Below are 14,609 nucleotides of genomic sequence, written 5' to 3'. Positions count from 1 at the left end.
TCAACCGATCCCCGAACCTTCCCAGCTCACTTGAATTATTCCCTTGGCGATAAAACCCGCGCAGCCAAGGAACAGCACTAACCATACGATTCGACGACCAAATGCCGGAACATTACCCTGTTTCAGAACGTCTTTAATTGCCATACCGATTAGAAAGAAAATCGATGCAAACAGAAGATCTAAACCAATAGATTCAATGATGTTCATGTAGTCGTAAAGCATGGGAACCTTATATACCAATTTTGCTTGGGCGCACTATATCACTGTTGTGAGATAAAGTTAATCCGCAGAAATCGCTGACTTCTCATTTATCTGTTGATATAGAGATAGTTCTTTCAAAAAGCCGGGCGTATTAGCTCAAAAACTTGCGAATAGCTCGTAGCACTTCTTTTGGTTTTTCAGCATGTAACCAGTGACCCGTATTGGCGATCACGTGCGCTTTTACATTAGAAAACTGTTGCTGAACCATGGATTGGTGTTCTGGCATCAAGTAGTCAGAATCGCCGCCCTTAATAAGTAGAGTTTTGACGCTGGTTTTCTCAATAGGTTCCCAGCCAATAATGTTGGCGTAGTTGGCTTCAAGTGAAGCCACGTTAAAGCGCCAGACCATGATGCCTTGCTCATTTTTGTAGAGTGATTTAGTTAAAAACTGTCGCACACCATCAATCTCAATATGTCGAGCTAACACTTGGAGAGCTTCGGAGCGAGAGGTCGGTTGTTCTTGAATGACCGCATTGAGACCTGCAAGTACGTTGTCATGGCGGCTCTGTGTATAAGCGACAGGTGCCATGTCGAGCACAATCAGTTTATTGATTTCTACTAACTCGGTCAGCGCCATTGCTACTTTGCCACCCATGGAATGCCCAATGACGGTTGGGTTAGAGATGTTAAGTGACATTAATAGCTGCGCGACGTCACTGGCCATTGAGCGGTAATCGTGCGTGTCGCTGTGTGGTGATACACCATGGTTACGTAGATCAATGCTAAGTACCTGATGATCGATTTTAAGATCGCGAGCAAGTAGGCCTAAATTATCCAGATTGCCGAATAATCCATGGATCAAAACGATGGTGTGACCCTCACCTTCCAATTTATAGTTGAGCTGTACAGACATTTTTATCTTATTCATGGTGGGTTTGACGTAGAGTATCCGCGCGGATCTCGCTATAATCCCCCAGAGTTTAAACATTGAGATTGTGAAAAGCGAATGAAAACAATTGAGGTTGATGAGGACCTATACCGTTATATCGCGGGTCAGACAGAACGTATCGGCGAAAGTGCTTCAGATATTCTGCGCCGCTTATTGCAGGTGGATAACCAAGGCTTGGCTCCGGCTGAAGAGATCGTGGAGCCGAAAGGTATCGTTGTGAGTAAGGAAGTAGGCTTTACTCCAGTTACTCCTGAGAAGCTAGATGGCGTAAAAGAGATGCGCTCTCTGCTTATTTCAGATGAATTTGCCTCTTTAAAGAAAGCCATTGATCGTTTCATGCTGGTGCTATCGACACTGCATAAAATTGACCCAGCGAGCTTTTCAGAAGCGACTCAAGTGAAAGGTCGCAAGCGTGTCTACTTCGCAGACAATGAAGCGACACTATTGGCTAACGGCAATACGACTAAGCCAAAAGCGATTCCACACAGCCCATTCTGGGTAATCACCAACAACAACACGAGTCGCAAAAGACAGATGGTTGAACAGTTGATGAGTCGCATGAATTTCCAAGCTGAACTAATAGAAAAAGTAACAGGTTCAATCTAAGGAAATCTGATTTAAACCTCATAATATCCATGCTAAAGAAGATATTATGAGGTTTTTTTGTTTTTTAATTTTGTATATAAGGATGTCAAAATGGCTATGCACCCTCGTGCCGGGCAGAAAGCTCAGCAGGAAGATCTTCATAATATCCCGGCTTTAGTTGCGAACTATTTCTTACAGCAACCGGATGCTTCTAACCCTGACCACAAAGTCCAGTTTGGTACTTCAGGTCACCGTGGTACAGCAGACAAATCAACATTTAACGAAAACCATATTCTTGCTATTGCTCAAGCTGTAGCAGAAGTGCGTGCAGAGCAGGGCACAACAGGTCCTCTGTTTGTAGGTAAAGATACACACGCGCTTTCTGAGCCAGCATTCTCTAGTGTTGTTGAAGTGCTTGTTGCCAATGGCGTTCAAGTCATCACTCAGCAAGACAACGGTTACACACCGACACCTGGCGTTTCTCACGCGATTCTAACGTACAACCTTAAGCATGAAGATAAGGCTGACGGTATCGTGATTACGCCATCTCACAACCCACCGCAAGATGGCGGCATCAAGTACAACCCAGTGCACGGCGGCCCGGCAGAAGCTGAGCTGACTCAAGCTATCGAAGATCGTGCAAATGTGCTGATTGCGGAAGGCTTGCAAGGTGTGAAACGCATGTCTCTTGTAGATGCAAAAGCATCGGAACTGTTTGTAGAGATGGATTTGGTTAAGCCTTATATCGATGATCTAGTAAACGTTATCGATATGGAAGCGATTCAGAAAGCAAACCTAAAAATTGGTGTTGATCCACTAGGTGGTAGTGGTATCGACTACTGGCGTCAAATCGGTAAAGCATACAACCTTGACCTAACACTAGTTAGCGAAGCGATTGATCCATCTTTCCAATTCATGTCTCTCGATAAAGATGGCGTGGTTCGTATGGACTGTTCTTCTCCTTACGCAATGGCAGGTCTACTTGCACTGAAAGATGAGTATGACTTAGCGTTTGGTAATGACCCTGATTACGATCGCCACGGCATCGTGACACCGAAAGGCCTAATGAACCCGAACCACTTCCTAGCGGTATGTATTGATTACTTGTACCGTCATCGTGAAGGTTGGGCTGCGGATGTTGCTGTAGGTAAAACTCTAGTATCAAGTGCGCTGATTGACCGTGTGGTTGCAGACCTTGGACGTGAGCTTTGCGAAGTTCCAGTGGGCTTTAAGTGGTTTGTTGATGGCCTATACAACGGTACGTTCGGCTTTGGTGGTGAAGAGTCTGCAGGTGCTTCATTCCTACGTAAAGATGGTACACCATGGTCAACAGACAAAGATGGTATTATCCTTTGTCTACTTGCTGCTGAAATCACTGCGGTTACAGGTAAGAACCCACAAGATTACTATGAAGAGCTAGCGGCGAAACACGGTGAGTCTAAGTACAACCGTATTCAAGCTGTCGCTAACGGTCCTCAAAAAGACGTTCTTAAAAAGCTATCGCCAGAAATGGTAGCGGCAGAAACACTGGCGGGCGATGCAATCACAGCTCGTCTAACGCACGCTCCTGGTAATGGCGCAGCAATTGGCGGCCTTAAAGTGACAACTGAAAACGGTTGGTTTGCAGCTCGCCCTTCAGGTACAGAAGACATCTACAAGATCTACTGTGAGAGCTTTAAGGGTGAAGAGCATCTGAAGCAAATTGAAGCAGAAGCGCAAGAGATTGTGAATCAAGTATTTGCTGCAGCAGGTCTATAATCGGTAATCGATTTTGGATAAATAGAAGGGTTGATGTGAAAGCATCAACCCTTTTTTGTACCACTTAGAAAATAGCTTTATCCATGTGGCCAGCGCTCAGGCATCACGAACCAGAATTGACCTGATTTTGTTTGGCCATGTACGAAGCGATCGCCAAACTCTGTAATGGGTGATTGCTCGAAATTGTCGGTACCTGAAGCCCACTGGTTCTTAGTTAATGGATATAGCGTTTCTTCAATCAGGTGAGCTTGGTTTTGATAACACCAGTAGCCATTCACTTGTGACGCGTTAATGGCAAAGCCCAAGCAGTGAGTGGGAACATCTTGTTCAAGAAAAGGGTTGGTATACAAGCGACCTTGCATTAACAGATGTTGCGATTGAATATTTAGATCTGGGTACTGAGCGCGAAACGCCTCCGAACTCGACATTTTAAGCTGGTGGCTCAGCATACGATCAAACTTCTTGTCGAGTTGGTCATGCGCATTCGGGCCGTACCAAGTATCTTCATGAAGCAGATAAAACTTGATTGCCACTTCCCAATGTTCCAAGCGGGCACTGCGTTTATCTTCCAATATAAAGTCGATCGCCCCCAAGGTTCGGCCATCAACATTGATTTGAATCTCGTCATGAGCGATGGAGTAGTGCGGAGAGTTCTCAATCAAGGTTTGACACAAGTGTTGATAAACAAATCCAAGTCTTGGGTTGCCTTGATACTGATGGTCGTTTGGTAGTGCGAGAGGTGACGAAAATTGCGTTAAGTCACTGACAGGCTGTTTGCACTCCAATAGTGGCGGTGACTCCATGATCCATTGGAAAAATCGTTGTAATGACGCCATCAAATCCTCACTGGTTGGTTAGTATCAAAGACCTTACGATGCTTTCGACATTCTATCTGTAAATTGATATAACCACGTTATCAAAAATGTAAGCTGGAACAAGCAATGAATAACCTACAACTAGAAAAAATTCTTAACGAAAAGCTGCAACCTCAATTAATTAAAGATTACAGCCCAAATGGTCTTCAAGTCGAGGGTGCGTCTGAAGTAAAACGTGTGGTCACAGGCGTTACTGCTTCTCAAGCTTTGATCGACAAAGCAGTTGAGCTCAATGCCGATGCACTGCTTGTTCATCACGGTTACTTCTGGAAAGGTGAACCTGAGCCGATTCGTGGTATGAAAGGTAAGCGTATCCGTACTTTGATTAAAAACGATATCAACCTTATGGGTTACCACTTGCCTTTAGACATTCATCCGGAGTTAGGTAATAACGCAGAGCTAGCTCGACTGCTTGAGATTGAAGTAGAAGGTGGTCTAGAAGGGCACCCACAATCTGTCGCTATGTTTGGTAAGTTACTTAAACCGATGACAGGTGCTGAGTTTGCAGAGAAGATTAATCAAGTTTTGAACCGTCAACCACTGCATATTGCTCCAGACAACGCTGATAAGATGATTGAAACGGTAGGTTGGTGTACTGGTGGAGGCCAAGACTACATTGAGCTCGCAGCAGCTAATGGCTTAGATGCATTTATTTCGGGTGAGATCTCAGAACGCACCACTTACTCTGCACGTGAGCAAGATATTCACTACTTCGCGGCGGGTCACCATGCAACGGAGCGCTACGGTATTAAAGCACTAGGCGAGTGGCTGGCAAAAGAGCACGGCTTGGATGTTGAGTTCATTGATATTGATAATCCGGTATAAGAGCAGATACGGGATGAGGGATGCGTGTAGAGAGTACTCCTCAAACCTATGGGGAATTTCGTAAGTTTTTCTATACGCTTCGAGAGATCCCCAACTCACTCGTCCCTCGCTCTTGGGGATGACGGCATAGTTTATTCCTATCGTCATTCCCTAGACTGACGAAGGAAGGAGTAGGGAATCTCTTGGACAGGCTGCTATAGATATTCAAAATATCTCGTATCTCGTATCTCGTATCTCGTATCTCGTATCTCGTATCTCGTATCTCGTATCTCGTATAAAAGAAAAGGGTTGGTGCTTTCGCATCAACCCTTTTTAACAATCGTACTTTAATTACGACTATTCACGCTCGTGAAGTGCTTTAAAGTCACGCTGCTCTTGACCTGTGTACAGTTGACGTGGACGACCGATACGGTTTGTTGGGTCGCTGTGCATCTCGTTCCAGTGTGCAATCCAACCGATAGTACGAGACATCGCGAAGATTACAGTGAACATTGAAACAGGGATACCGATCGCTTTCAGGATGATACCTGAGTAGAAGTCTACGTTCGGGTATAGTTTCTTCGATACAAAGTACTCATCAGAAAGTGCGATACGCTCAAGTTCCATTGCAACATCTAGCAGTGGATCTTTGATGTTTAGTTCTTTCAGTACTTCGTGACACGCTTCGCGCATTACTGTTGCACGTGGATCGTAGTTTTTGTAAACGCGGTGACCGAAGCCCATTAGACGGAATGGGTCATCTTTGTCCTTCGCTTTAGCAACATACTCTTCGATGTTATCTACGCTACCGATCTCTTCAAGCATACGTAGACAAGCTTCGTTTGCACCGCCGTGAGCTGGACCCCAAAGAGATGCGATACCTGCCGCGATACACGCAAACGGGTTAGCACCTGAAGAACCAGATAGACGTACAGTTGACGTAGAAGCATTTTGCTCGTGGTCTGCGTGCAGAGTGAAGATCTTATCCATTGCGCGAGCAACGATAGGGTTTACTTCGTACTCTTCACATGGATTAGCAAACATCATGTGAAGGAAGTTTTCTGCGTAGCTTAAGTCGTTACGAGGGTAGATGAACGGCTGACCGATCGAGTACTTGTAACACATTGCCGCCAACGTTGGCATTTTTGAGATTAGGCGGTAAGCCGCGATCTCACGGTGTGTGTCGTTATTGATATCAAGTGAGTCATGATAAAACGCAGCTAGAGCACCAACCACGCCACACATAACGGCCATTGGGTGCGCGTCACGACGGAAGCCGTGGAAGAAGCTTGCGATTTGTTCATGAACCATGGTGTGACGAGTAACGGTTGTTTTGAATTTCTCGTATTCGTCGCGTGATGGGGCTTCACCATAGAGAAGGATGTAACATACTTCCAAGTAATCAGCGTTATTGGCTAGTTGGTCAATTGGGTAACCACGGTGCAAAAGGATACCTTTGCCGCCGTCAATAAAAGTGATTTGAGACTCACAGGATGCAGTGGCAAGAAAACCAGGGTCAAAAGTGAAAAAACCATTAGAACCTAGTGTACGAACATCGATCACTGGCGTACCAAGTACACCTTCTGTAATCGGCAGCTCGATTGGCGCTTGACCTTCAATATGAAGGGTAGCTTTCTTATCCGCCATAACAATCTCCTTTGTTTATTATTTAATCCGTCCAGGATGTTTATGTGCCATTTTTTTACTGGTCTTACGTCCGAAAGTCAATTTTTCTGCAGCTTTGTGTGCACTTGTTAGTGTTTTTTACATTAAATTCGTTAAAAATCTGTGCTGTGTAGCATTATTTGTTACATCAATTGTATTAGAATGTTGCCGTCCGTATAGTGGCGCTGAAAAGTTTGGTTAAAACCTTATAAATGCAAGGCTAAGAAGAAATGTGAGGTGTCTTCGTTAACCTTGTTGTTAACAAATATTTTACAATTAACTCAGGCTCAACTTCAGTTATTTGTTAAGTTAATGTTAAATTTTGCAGGTTTGCGACCAAATTTTGTCCATAACAATATCAAAGGTTATTTAATGACCGTAATGCTCAATGGAGCTGAGTGAGCAAGCCCGTGAAAGAAAGAAAGACAAGACCTGTTAATTTAGATTTGCAGACTATCCACTTTCCGATCACCGCAATAGCTTCCATCCTACACCGCGTGTCTGGGGTGATTACTTTTGTTGCGATTGGAATTTTACTTTATCTATTAAATATTTCCCTCTCTTCCCCGGAAGGCTTTGCGGAAGCAAGCGACATTGTCGATGGCTTTTTCGTTAAGTTTATTCTGTGGGGCATTTTAACCGCGTTGGCATACCACATTGCTGGTGGTATTCGTCACCTTCTTATGGACTTAGGTCACTTTGAAGAGCTGGAATCTGGCGCTAAGAGCGCTAAGGTTGCATTCGCAGCGACAGCGGTATTGTCTCTACTAGCGGGGATCTTAGTATGGTAAACAACGTTTCTACATTTGGTCGTAATGGCGTTCACGATTTCCTACTGATTCGTGCAACTGCAATCATTATGACGCTTTACACTATCTACCTAGTTAGCTTCTGTGCTTTCTCTGGTGATATCTCTTATGCATCTTGGACTCAATTCTTTGGTGGAACCTTCACTAAAGTATTTACCATGTTGGCGCTAACCTCGGTTCTTGTTCACGCTTGGATCGGTCTATGGCAAGTGCTAACCGACTACATCAAGTGCGCGAAACTACGCGTCGGTCTTCAAGTTGGTGTCGTTGCGGTTCTTCTTGGATATTTCTTCTCTGGTCTGTTTGTTTTGTGGGGTGCGTAAGTGACTATTCCTGTTCGTGAGTTTGATGCCGTAGTAATCGGCGCTGGTGGTGCTGGTATGCGTGCCGCACTGCAAATTTCTGAGCAAGGCCTATCTTGTGCATTGCTTTCTAAAGTATTCCCAACTCGTTCTCACACCGTATCTGCTCAAGGTGGTATTACGGTTGCGCTAGGTAATGCGCACGAGGATCACTGGGAACAACACATGTACGATACAGTTAAAGGTTCTGATTACATCGGTGACCAAGACGCTATCGAGTACATGTGTAAAAATGGCCCAGAATCAGTTATTGAACTAGAAAAAATGGGTCTTCCATTCTCTCGTTTTGATAACGGCACCATTTACCAACGTCCTTTTGGTGGCCAATCGAAAAACTTTGGTGGTGAGCAAGCAGCTCGTACGGCTGCAGCAGCTGACCGTACTGGTCACGCACTGCTACACACGCTTTACCAACAAAACATTAAACATAAGACAACAGTGTTCTCTGAGTGGTACGCACTTGATCTTGTGAAGAACGAAGACGGTGCCATTCTTGGTACTACTGCACTTTGCATGGAAACAGGCGAAGTATGCTACTTCAAAGCGAAAGCAACGATCCTAGCGACTGGCGGTGCTGGCCGTATTTACGCTTCAACGACAAACGCACACATCAATACTGGTGACGGTGTTGGTATGGCGATTCGTGCAGGCGTTCCTATGCAAGATATCGAAATGTGGCAGTTCCACCCAACGGGTATCGCTGGCGCAGGTGTTCTTGTAACAGAAGGTTGTCGTGGTGAGGGTGGTTACCTTCTGAACAAAGACGGCGAGCGCTTCATGGAACGTTACGCTCCAAACGCGAAAGACTTAGCAGGTCGTGACGTTGTTGCACGTTCAATGATGGTTGAAATCCGCGAAGGTCGTGGTTGTGACGGCCCTTGGGGTCCACACATCAAACTGAAACTGGATCACCTAGGTAAAGAGACACTTGAGTCTCGTCTACCTGGCGTTTGTGAGCTGTCTCGTACGTTCGCACACGTTGACCCTGTGAAAGAGCCAATCCCAGTAATCCCAACATGTCACTACATGATGGGTGGTGTACCAACACAAGTTTCTGGTCAAGCGATCAAGCAAGCTGCAGACGGTAGCGATGTTGAAGTACAAGGTCTATTCGCTTGTGGTGAAATTGCTTCTGTATCTGTACACGGTGCAAACCGTCTAGGTGGTAACTCACTGCTTGACTTGGTTGTATTCGGTCGTGCGACAGGCCTGCACCTAGGTGAAACTCTGAAGAAGCAAGCTGACGCTAAGCCTGCTACAGAAGAAGACATTGCACGTTCACTAGAGCGTTACAACCGTTGGGAAAACAGCACTGACGGTGAAGATCCAGCGCAGATCCGTAAAGATCTACAACAATGTATGCAGAACAACTTCTCTGTATTCCGTGAAGGTAAAGCAATGGCTGAGGGCCTAGAAGAGCTTAAAGCGATTCGTGAACGTCTGAAGAATGCACACCTTTCTGACAAGTCTACAGAATTCAATACTCAGCGTATTGAGTGTCTAGAGCTTGAAAACCTAATGGAAACAGCTTACGCAACTGCTGTAGCGGCTAACTACCGTACAGAGAGCCGTGGCGCACACGCTCGTTTTGACTTCCCAGACCGTGATGATGAGCAATGGCTATGCCACACGCTTTACAACCCTGAAACGGAAGATATGTCGAAGCGTAACGTAAACATGGAACCTATCCACCGTGAAGCGTTCCCACCAAAAGCACGTACGTACTAAGGAGATCTAACCATGAAACTGAATTTCTCTTTATACCGTTACAACCCAGATGTTGACCAAAAGCCTTACATGAAGGACTACGTTCTTGAAGTAGACGAAGGGTCAGACATGATGCTTTTGGACGCTCTTATCCTACTAAAAGAGCAAGATCCAACAATTTCATTCCGTCGTTCATGCCGTGAAGGTGTATGTGGTTCTGACGGTCTTAATATGAATGGTAAAAATGGACTGGCATGTATCACTCCATTGTCTGCGCTATCTGGCCAAGACAAGATTGTGATTCGCCCACTACCGGGTCTACCAGTAGTTCGTGACCTTATCGTGGACATGACTCAGTTCTACAATAACTACGAAAAAGTGAAGCCATTCTTAGTGTCTGATGGCAACGTGCCACCGTCACGCGAAAATCTACAAACCCCTGATGAACGTGCTCATTTGGATGGGCTGTACGAATGTATCATGTGTGCATGTTGTACAACGTCTTGTCCATCATTCTGGTGGAACCCAGACAAGTTCATCGGACCTGCAGGCCTACTAGCTGCTTACCGTTGGTTAATTGATAGCCGAGATACAGCGACAGATGAACGTTTGTCTGATCTTGATGATGCATTTAGCGTTTTTCGTTGCCATGGCATCATGAATTGTGTAAGTGTTTGTCCTAAGGGATTAAATCCTACGAAAGCGATTGGTCACATCAAGACCATGCTCGTGAATCGTTCGGTTTAGAAATAGATAAAAATTGCCGCCCTAGCTGTTTTGGGCGGCCTTTTAATAGCTCGGCATAGACCGCAGCAAACGTGAAAACTACTGGTTAAGGGAAAATATGCACAACGGCGTGATGAAGGCATGGCTCGAGTCTTCACACTTGGCTGGCGCCAATGCAACATACGTAGAGGAACTCTACGAACTGTATCTAAGTGACCCCGACTTGGTAAGTGACGAATGGAGAAGCGTTTTTGAAGAGTTGCCTGTGCAAGCTTCTGAAGCGGTGGAACAACCACACTCTCGTGTTCGTGAATACTTCCGACGACTCGCTCAAGAAACAAAGCATTACAGTGTCCAAGTTAGTGATCCAGATGTCGATGCGAAACAAGTAAAGGTTCTGCAACTTATTAATGCTTACAGATTCCGTGGGCATCAAGCAGCAAACCTAGATCCACTAGGTTTATGGAAAAGAGATACAGTTGCTGAACTGGATCCTTCCTTCCACACTCTCACCGAAGAAGACCTCAACGAGACGTTTAACGTCGGCTCTTACGCGATTGGCCAAGAGACGATGGTTCTTAAAGATCTCTACAAGTCTTTGAAGCAAACGTATTGTGGTTCTATCGGTGCAGAATACATGCACATGACTAACACAGAACAAAAACGTTGGATTCAACAACGTCTAGAGTCTGTTTCTGGTCAACCATCATTCAACAAAGAAGAAAAGAAAGCTTTCCTAGAAGAGCTAACTGCTGCTGAAGGTCTTGAGCGCTATCTTGGTGCTAAATTCCCAGGCGCGAAGCGTTTCTCTCTAGAGGGTGGTGATGCTTTGATTCCAATGACGAAAGAAATCATTCGTCATGCTGGTGGTCAAGGTATGCGTGAAGTTGTTATTGGTATGGCTCACCGTGGTCGTTTGAACATGCTGGTGAACGTACTTGGTAAGAAACCACAAGACCTATTCGACGAGTTTGCTGGCAAACACGACGAAACTTGGGGTACTGGTGATGTGAAATATCACCAAGGTTTCTCTGCTGACTTCGCAACTCCAGGTGGCGATGTTCACCTAGCGTTGGCATTTAACCCGTCTCACCTTGAGATTGTAAACCCAGTAGTTATTGGTTCAGTTCGTGCTCGTCAAGATCGTCTAGACGATAAAGATGGCAGCAGCGTACTACCTATCACTATTCACGGTGACTCTGCAATTGCAGGTCAAGGTGTCGTTCAAGAGACATTCAACATGTCTCAAGCACGTGGCTTCTGCGTTGGCGGTACGGTTCGTATCGTTGTTAACAACCAAGTTGGCTTCACAACGTCAAACCCACGTGACACACGTTCTACTATGTACTGTACTGATATCGCTAAGATGGTACAGGCACCGATTTTCCACGTTAATGCAGATGACCCAGAAGCCGTAGCTTTCGTTGCGCGTCTGGCACTGGATTACCGTAATACGTTCAAACGTGATGTTGTTATCGATCTAGTTTGTTACCGTCGCCACGGTCACAACGAAGCAGATGAGCCGAATGCAACTCAACCGCTGATGTACCAAAAAATCAAGAAGCACCCAACACCACGTAAGCTGTATGCTGACATCCTAATGGAGCGCGGTGAGTTTGGTATCGACACAGCAACTCAGCTGGTGAACGAATACCGTGATGCTCTAGACCATGGTGAAGTTGTCGTTAAAGAGTGGCGCCCAATGGCACTACATTCTGTCGACTGGAGCCCATACATTGGTCACGATTGGAACATCGATTGGAACAGCCAAGTTGATATCGAGCGTCTAAAAGAGCTGGGTACTAAGCTGTGCCAATATCCAGATAGCCATAAGCTACAAAGCCGAGTAAACAAACTGTACAACGATCGTACTGCCATGATTAATGGTGAGAAACAAGTCGATTGGGGTATGGCAGAGACGCTTGCGTATGCGACTCTGGTTGATGATGGTAAGCGTATCCGTATTTCTGGCCAAGATTCAGGCCGTGGTACTTTCTTCCACCGTCACTCTGTTCTACATAACCAAACAGATGCGAGCACTTATGTTCCACTTGCGAACATTCACGATAAGCAGGGTCCTTTCCAAGTATTTGACTCAGTACTATCTGAAGAAGCAGTTCTGGCATTTGAATACGGCTACGCAACTGCAGAGCCAAGCGGCTTAACCCTTTGGGAAGCACAGTTTGGTGATTTTGCGAATGGCGCTCAAGTAGTTATCGACCAATTCATTTCGTCTGGTGAGCAAAAGTGGGCACGTCTATGTGGTCTAACAATGCTTCTTCCACACGGTTACGAAGGTCAAGGCCCAGAGCACTCTTCTGCACGTCTAGAGCGTTACCTACAACTATGTGCTGAACAAAACATGCAGGTTGTTGTTCCATCAACACCAGCTCAGGTTTATCACATGATTCGTCGTCAGGTTGTACGTCCAATGCGTCGTCCTCTGATCGTTATGTCTCCTAAGTCATTGCTGCGTCACCCACTGTGTACGTCTTCACTAGAAGATCTAGCAGAGGGTACATTCCAACCAGCAATCGCTGAGATTGATGACATCAAGCCAGAGAACGTGAAACGCGTAGTGTTCTGTTCAGGTAAGGTTTACTTCGACCTACTAGAACAGCGCCGCAAGAACGAACAAGACGATGTTGCTATTGTGCGTATCGAGCAGCTATACCCATTCCCACTTGAGGAAGTTCAAGCTGCGATTGCACAATACACAAATGTTGAAGATTACGTTTGGTGTCAAGAAGAGCCACAAAACCAAGGTGCTTGGTACAGCAGCCAACACAACTTCCGTGCTGCGATTCCAGCGGGTGCTGATCTTAAATATGCAGGCCGTCCTGCTTCAGCATCACCTGCGGTTGGCTACATGTCAGTACACTTGAAACAACAAAAAGCGTTAATTGAAGACGCTCTGACCCTACTTTCGAACTAGAAGTAAAAGGAAAACACAGATATGACAATTGAAATTCTGGTTCCAGATTTACCTGAATCGGTGGCTGACGCAACAGTCGCAACTTGGCACAAACAACCGGGTGAAGCGGTTGAACGCGATGAAGTCATCGTAGATATTGAAACTGACAAAGTGGTTCTAGAAGTACCAGCTCCAGAAGCGGGTGTTCTAGAGGCAATCATCGAAGAAGAAGGTGCAACAGTACTTTCTAAGCAACTTATCGCTAAGCTTAAGCCTGGCGCGGTTGCTGGTGAACCAACGACAGATACAACAGAAGATACAGAAGCATCTCCAGACAAGCGCCATAAAGCGACGCTTTCTGAAGAGAGCAACGACGCGCTGAGCCCTGCGGTTCGTCGTCTTCTAGCTGAGCACAACCTACAACCAGCTGACGTTAAAGGCACTGGTGTTGGCGGTCGCATTACTCGTGAAGACATCGATGCGCACCTTGCTGCAGCGAAATCTACACCTAAAGCAGAAGCTCCGGCAGCAGTAGAAGCTCCAGCGGCAGCTCGTAGCCAAAAACGCGTGCCTATGACTCGCCTACGTAAGACAGTGGCTAACCGTCTACTAGAAGCGAAGAACAGCACAGCAATGCTGACAACTTTCAACGAAGTGAACATGAAGCCAATCATGGACCTTCGCAAGCAGTACAAAGACCAGTTCGAGAAGCGTCACGACACGCGTCTAGGCTTTATGTCTTTTTACGTGAAAGCGGTAACTGAAGCATTGAAGCGTTACCCAGAAGTAAACGCGTCTATCGACGGTGATGATATCGTTTACCACAACTACTTCGACATCAGCATGGCGGTATCTACGCCACGTGGTCTAGTCACTCCAGTACTTAAAGACTGTGACACGCTAGGTTTCGCTGATATTGAAAAAGGCATCAAAGAGCTAGCAATAAAAGGCCGTGACGGCAAGCTAACTGTTGATGAGCTTATGGGTGGTAACTTCACTATCACAAACGGCGGTGTATTTGGTTCACTGATGTCAACGCCAATCATCAACCCACCACAAGCGGCTATCCTGGGTATGCATAAGATCCAAGAGCGTCCAATGGCGGTTGACGGTAAGGTTGAAATCCTACCAATGATGTACCTAGCGCTATCTTACGACCACCGTCTAATCGACGGCCGTGAGTCAGTTGGCTTCCTAGTAACGATTAAAGAGCTGCTAGAAGATCCAGCACGTCTCCTATTAGACGTTTAATAT

13 protein-coding genes are annotated in these 14,609 nt (G+C 45.8%); 9 read left to right on the top strand and 4 right to left on the bottom strand.

The window, feature by feature from the left end:
• Complete coding sequence (locus OCV50_RS10290) at window positions 1-222, bottom strand: DUF2788 domain-containing protein (protein WP_032551852.1); 222 nt, start codon at window positions 220-222, stop codon at window positions 1-3.
• 130 nt (window positions 223-352) lie between these two features.
• Window positions 353-1,114, bottom strand: a complete 762-nt coding sequence (locus tag OCV50_RS10285; RefSeq protein WP_261904156.1) for an alpha/beta fold hydrolase — start codon at window positions 1,112-1,114, stop codon at window positions 353-355.
• Between the two features lie 93 nt (window positions 1,115-1,207).
• Here OCV50_RS10285 and seqA point away from each other — a divergent pair, with 93 nt between their 5' ends.
• Both seqA and pgm read left to right on the top strand, forming a co-directional pair.
• Window positions 1,208-1,756 (top strand): replication initiation negative regulator SeqA, encoded by a 549-nt coding sequence (gene seqA, locus OCV50_RS10280; RefSeq protein ID WP_239841326.1) that lies wholly within the window; start codon window positions 1,208-1,210, stop codon window positions 1,754-1,756.
• 90 nt (window positions 1,757-1,846) lie between these two features.
• The gene (pgm, locus tag OCV50_RS10275) at window positions 1,847-3,493 is read left to right on the top strand and encodes a phosphoglucomutase (alpha-D-glucose-1,6-bisphosphate-dependent) (protein ID WP_239841327.1); all 1,647 of its coding nucleotides are present in this window, start codon (window positions 1,847-1,849) and stop codon (window positions 3,491-3,493) included.
• Window positions 3,494-3,570: 77 nt separating this feature from the next.
• On the opposite strand, the gene OCV50_RS10270 is transcribed toward pgm, so the two are convergent.
• Window positions 3,571-4,329 carry a DUF1853 family protein gene (locus tag OCV50_RS10270; protein ID WP_261902983.1) on the bottom strand — a complete coding sequence of 253 codons (759 nt, stop codon included), beginning with the start codon at window positions 4,327-4,329 and terminating at the stop codon, window positions 3,571-3,573.
• 105 nt (window positions 4,330-4,434) lie between these two features.
• Here OCV50_RS10270 and OCV50_RS10265 point away from each other — a divergent pair, with 105 nt between their 5' ends.
• Window positions 4,435-5,193 carry a Nif3-like dinuclear metal center hexameric protein gene (locus OCV50_RS10265; protein ID WP_261902982.1) on the top strand — a complete coding sequence of 253 codons (759 nt, stop codon included), beginning with the start codon at window positions 4,435-4,437 and terminating at the stop codon, window positions 5,191-5,193.
• Between the two features lie 336 nt (window positions 5,194-5,529).
• Here OCV50_RS10265 and OCV50_RS10260 read toward each other — a convergent pair whose 3' ends face one another.
• Entirely contained in the window at window positions 5,530-6,819 is a 1,290-nt protein-coding gene (locus OCV50_RS10260; protein ID WP_032551858.1) for a citrate synthase, read from the bottom strand.
• Between the two features lie 416 nt (window positions 6,820-7,235).
• On the opposite strand from OCV50_RS10260, the gene sdhC reads away from it, so the two are divergent.
• The 6 genes from sdhC (at window position 7,236) to odhB (ending at window position 14,606) form a co-directional block, all read left to right on the top strand.
• Window positions 7,236-7,628 carry a succinate dehydrogenase cytochrome b556 subunit gene (sdhC, locus tag OCV50_RS10255; RefSeq protein ID WP_150893808.1) on the top strand — a complete coding sequence of 131 codons (393 nt, stop codon included), beginning with the start codon at window positions 7,236-7,238 and terminating at the stop codon, window positions 7,626-7,628.
• A complete protein-coding gene (gene sdhD / locus OCV50_RS10250; protein WP_239841330.1) occupies window positions 7,622-7,969 on the top strand; it encodes a succinate dehydrogenase, hydrophobic membrane anchor protein in 348 nt (115 codons plus the stop codon). The genes sdhC and sdhD overlap by 7 nt, the downstream gene beginning before the upstream one ends.
• Entirely contained in the window at window positions 7,970-9,736 is a 1,767-nt protein-coding gene (gene sdhA / locus OCV50_RS10245; RefSeq protein WP_239841331.1) for a succinate dehydrogenase flavoprotein subunit, read from the top strand. It begins immediately after the preceding gene.
• Between the two features lie 12 nt (window positions 9,737-9,748).
• Window positions 9,749-10,462 carry a succinate dehydrogenase iron-sulfur subunit gene (locus OCV50_RS10240; protein WP_150869062.1) on the top strand — a complete coding sequence of 238 codons (714 nt, stop codon included), beginning with the start codon at window positions 9,749-9,751 and terminating at the stop codon, window positions 10,460-10,462.
• Window positions 10,463-10,559: 97 nt separating this feature from the next.
• Window positions 10,560-13,376: a 2-oxoglutarate dehydrogenase E1 component gene (gene sucA, locus OCV50_RS10235; RefSeq protein ID WP_261902981.1), complete on the top strand. Its 2,817-nt coding sequence runs from the start codon at window positions 10,560-10,562 to the stop codon at window positions 13,374-13,376.
• Between the two features lie 21 nt (window positions 13,377-13,397).
• Window positions 13,398-14,606: a 2-oxoglutarate dehydrogenase complex dihydrolipoyllysine-residue succinyltransferase gene (gene odhB, locus OCV50_RS10230; RefSeq protein WP_261902980.1), complete on the top strand. Its 1,209-nt coding sequence runs from the start codon at window positions 13,398-13,400 to the stop codon at window positions 14,604-14,606.
• Window positions 14,607-14,609 lie beyond the last annotated feature (3 nt).

The organism is Vibrio fortis (assembly GCF_024347475.1).
Lineage (GTDB): Bacteria > Pseudomonadota > Gammaproteobacteria > Enterobacterales > Vibrionaceae > Vibrio > Vibrio fortis.
Note: the sequence above shows the minus strand (reverse complement) of the source record. Positions and strands in the feature narration are given on the sequence as shown.

What these genes read in the sequence shown, in the direction of transcription:
- OCV50_RS10270 (WP_261902983.1), bottom strand. Translation starts at nt 4,329, where the DNA reads ATGGCGTCATTACAACGATTTTTCCAATGGATCATGGAGTCACCGCCA.
- OCV50_RS10265 (WP_261902982.1), top strand. Translation starts at nt 4,435, where the DNA reads ATGAATAACCTACAACTAGAAAAAATTCTTAACGAAAAGCTGCAACCT.
- OCV50_RS10290 (WP_032551852.1), bottom strand. Translation starts at nt 222, where the DNA reads ATGCTTTACGACTACATGAACATCATTGAATCTATTGGTTTAGATCTT.
- OCV50_RS10285 (WP_261904156.1), bottom strand. Translation starts at nt 1,114, where the DNA reads ATGTCTGTACAGCTCAACTATAAATTGGAAGGTGAGGGTCACACCATC.
- sucA (WP_261902981.1), top strand. Translation starts at nt 10,560, where the DNA reads ATGCACAACGGCGTGATGAAGGCATGGCTCGAGTCTTCACACTTGGCT.
- OCV50_RS10260 (WP_032551858.1), bottom strand. Translation starts at nt 6,819, where the DNA reads ATGGCGGATAAGAAAGCTACCCTTCATATTGAAGGTCAAGCGCCAATC.
- pgm (WP_239841327.1), top strand. Translation starts at nt 1,847, where the DNA reads ATGGCTATGCACCCTCGTGCCGGGCAGAAAGCTCAGCAGGAAGATCTT.
- odhB (WP_261902980.1), top strand. Translation starts at nt 13,398, where the DNA reads ATGACAATTGAAATTCTGGTTCCAGATTTACCTGAATCGGTGGCTGAC.
- sdhD (WP_239841330.1), top strand. Translation starts at nt 7,622, where the DNA reads ATGGTAAACAACGTTTCTACATTTGGTCGTAATGGCGTTCACGATTTC.
- seqA (WP_239841326.1), top strand. Translation starts at nt 1,208, where the DNA reads ATGAAAACAATTGAGGTTGATGAGGACCTATACCGTTATATCGCGGGT.
- OCV50_RS10240 (WP_150869062.1), top strand. Translation starts at nt 9,749, where the DNA reads ATGAAACTGAATTTCTCTTTATACCGTTACAACCCAGATGTTGACCAA.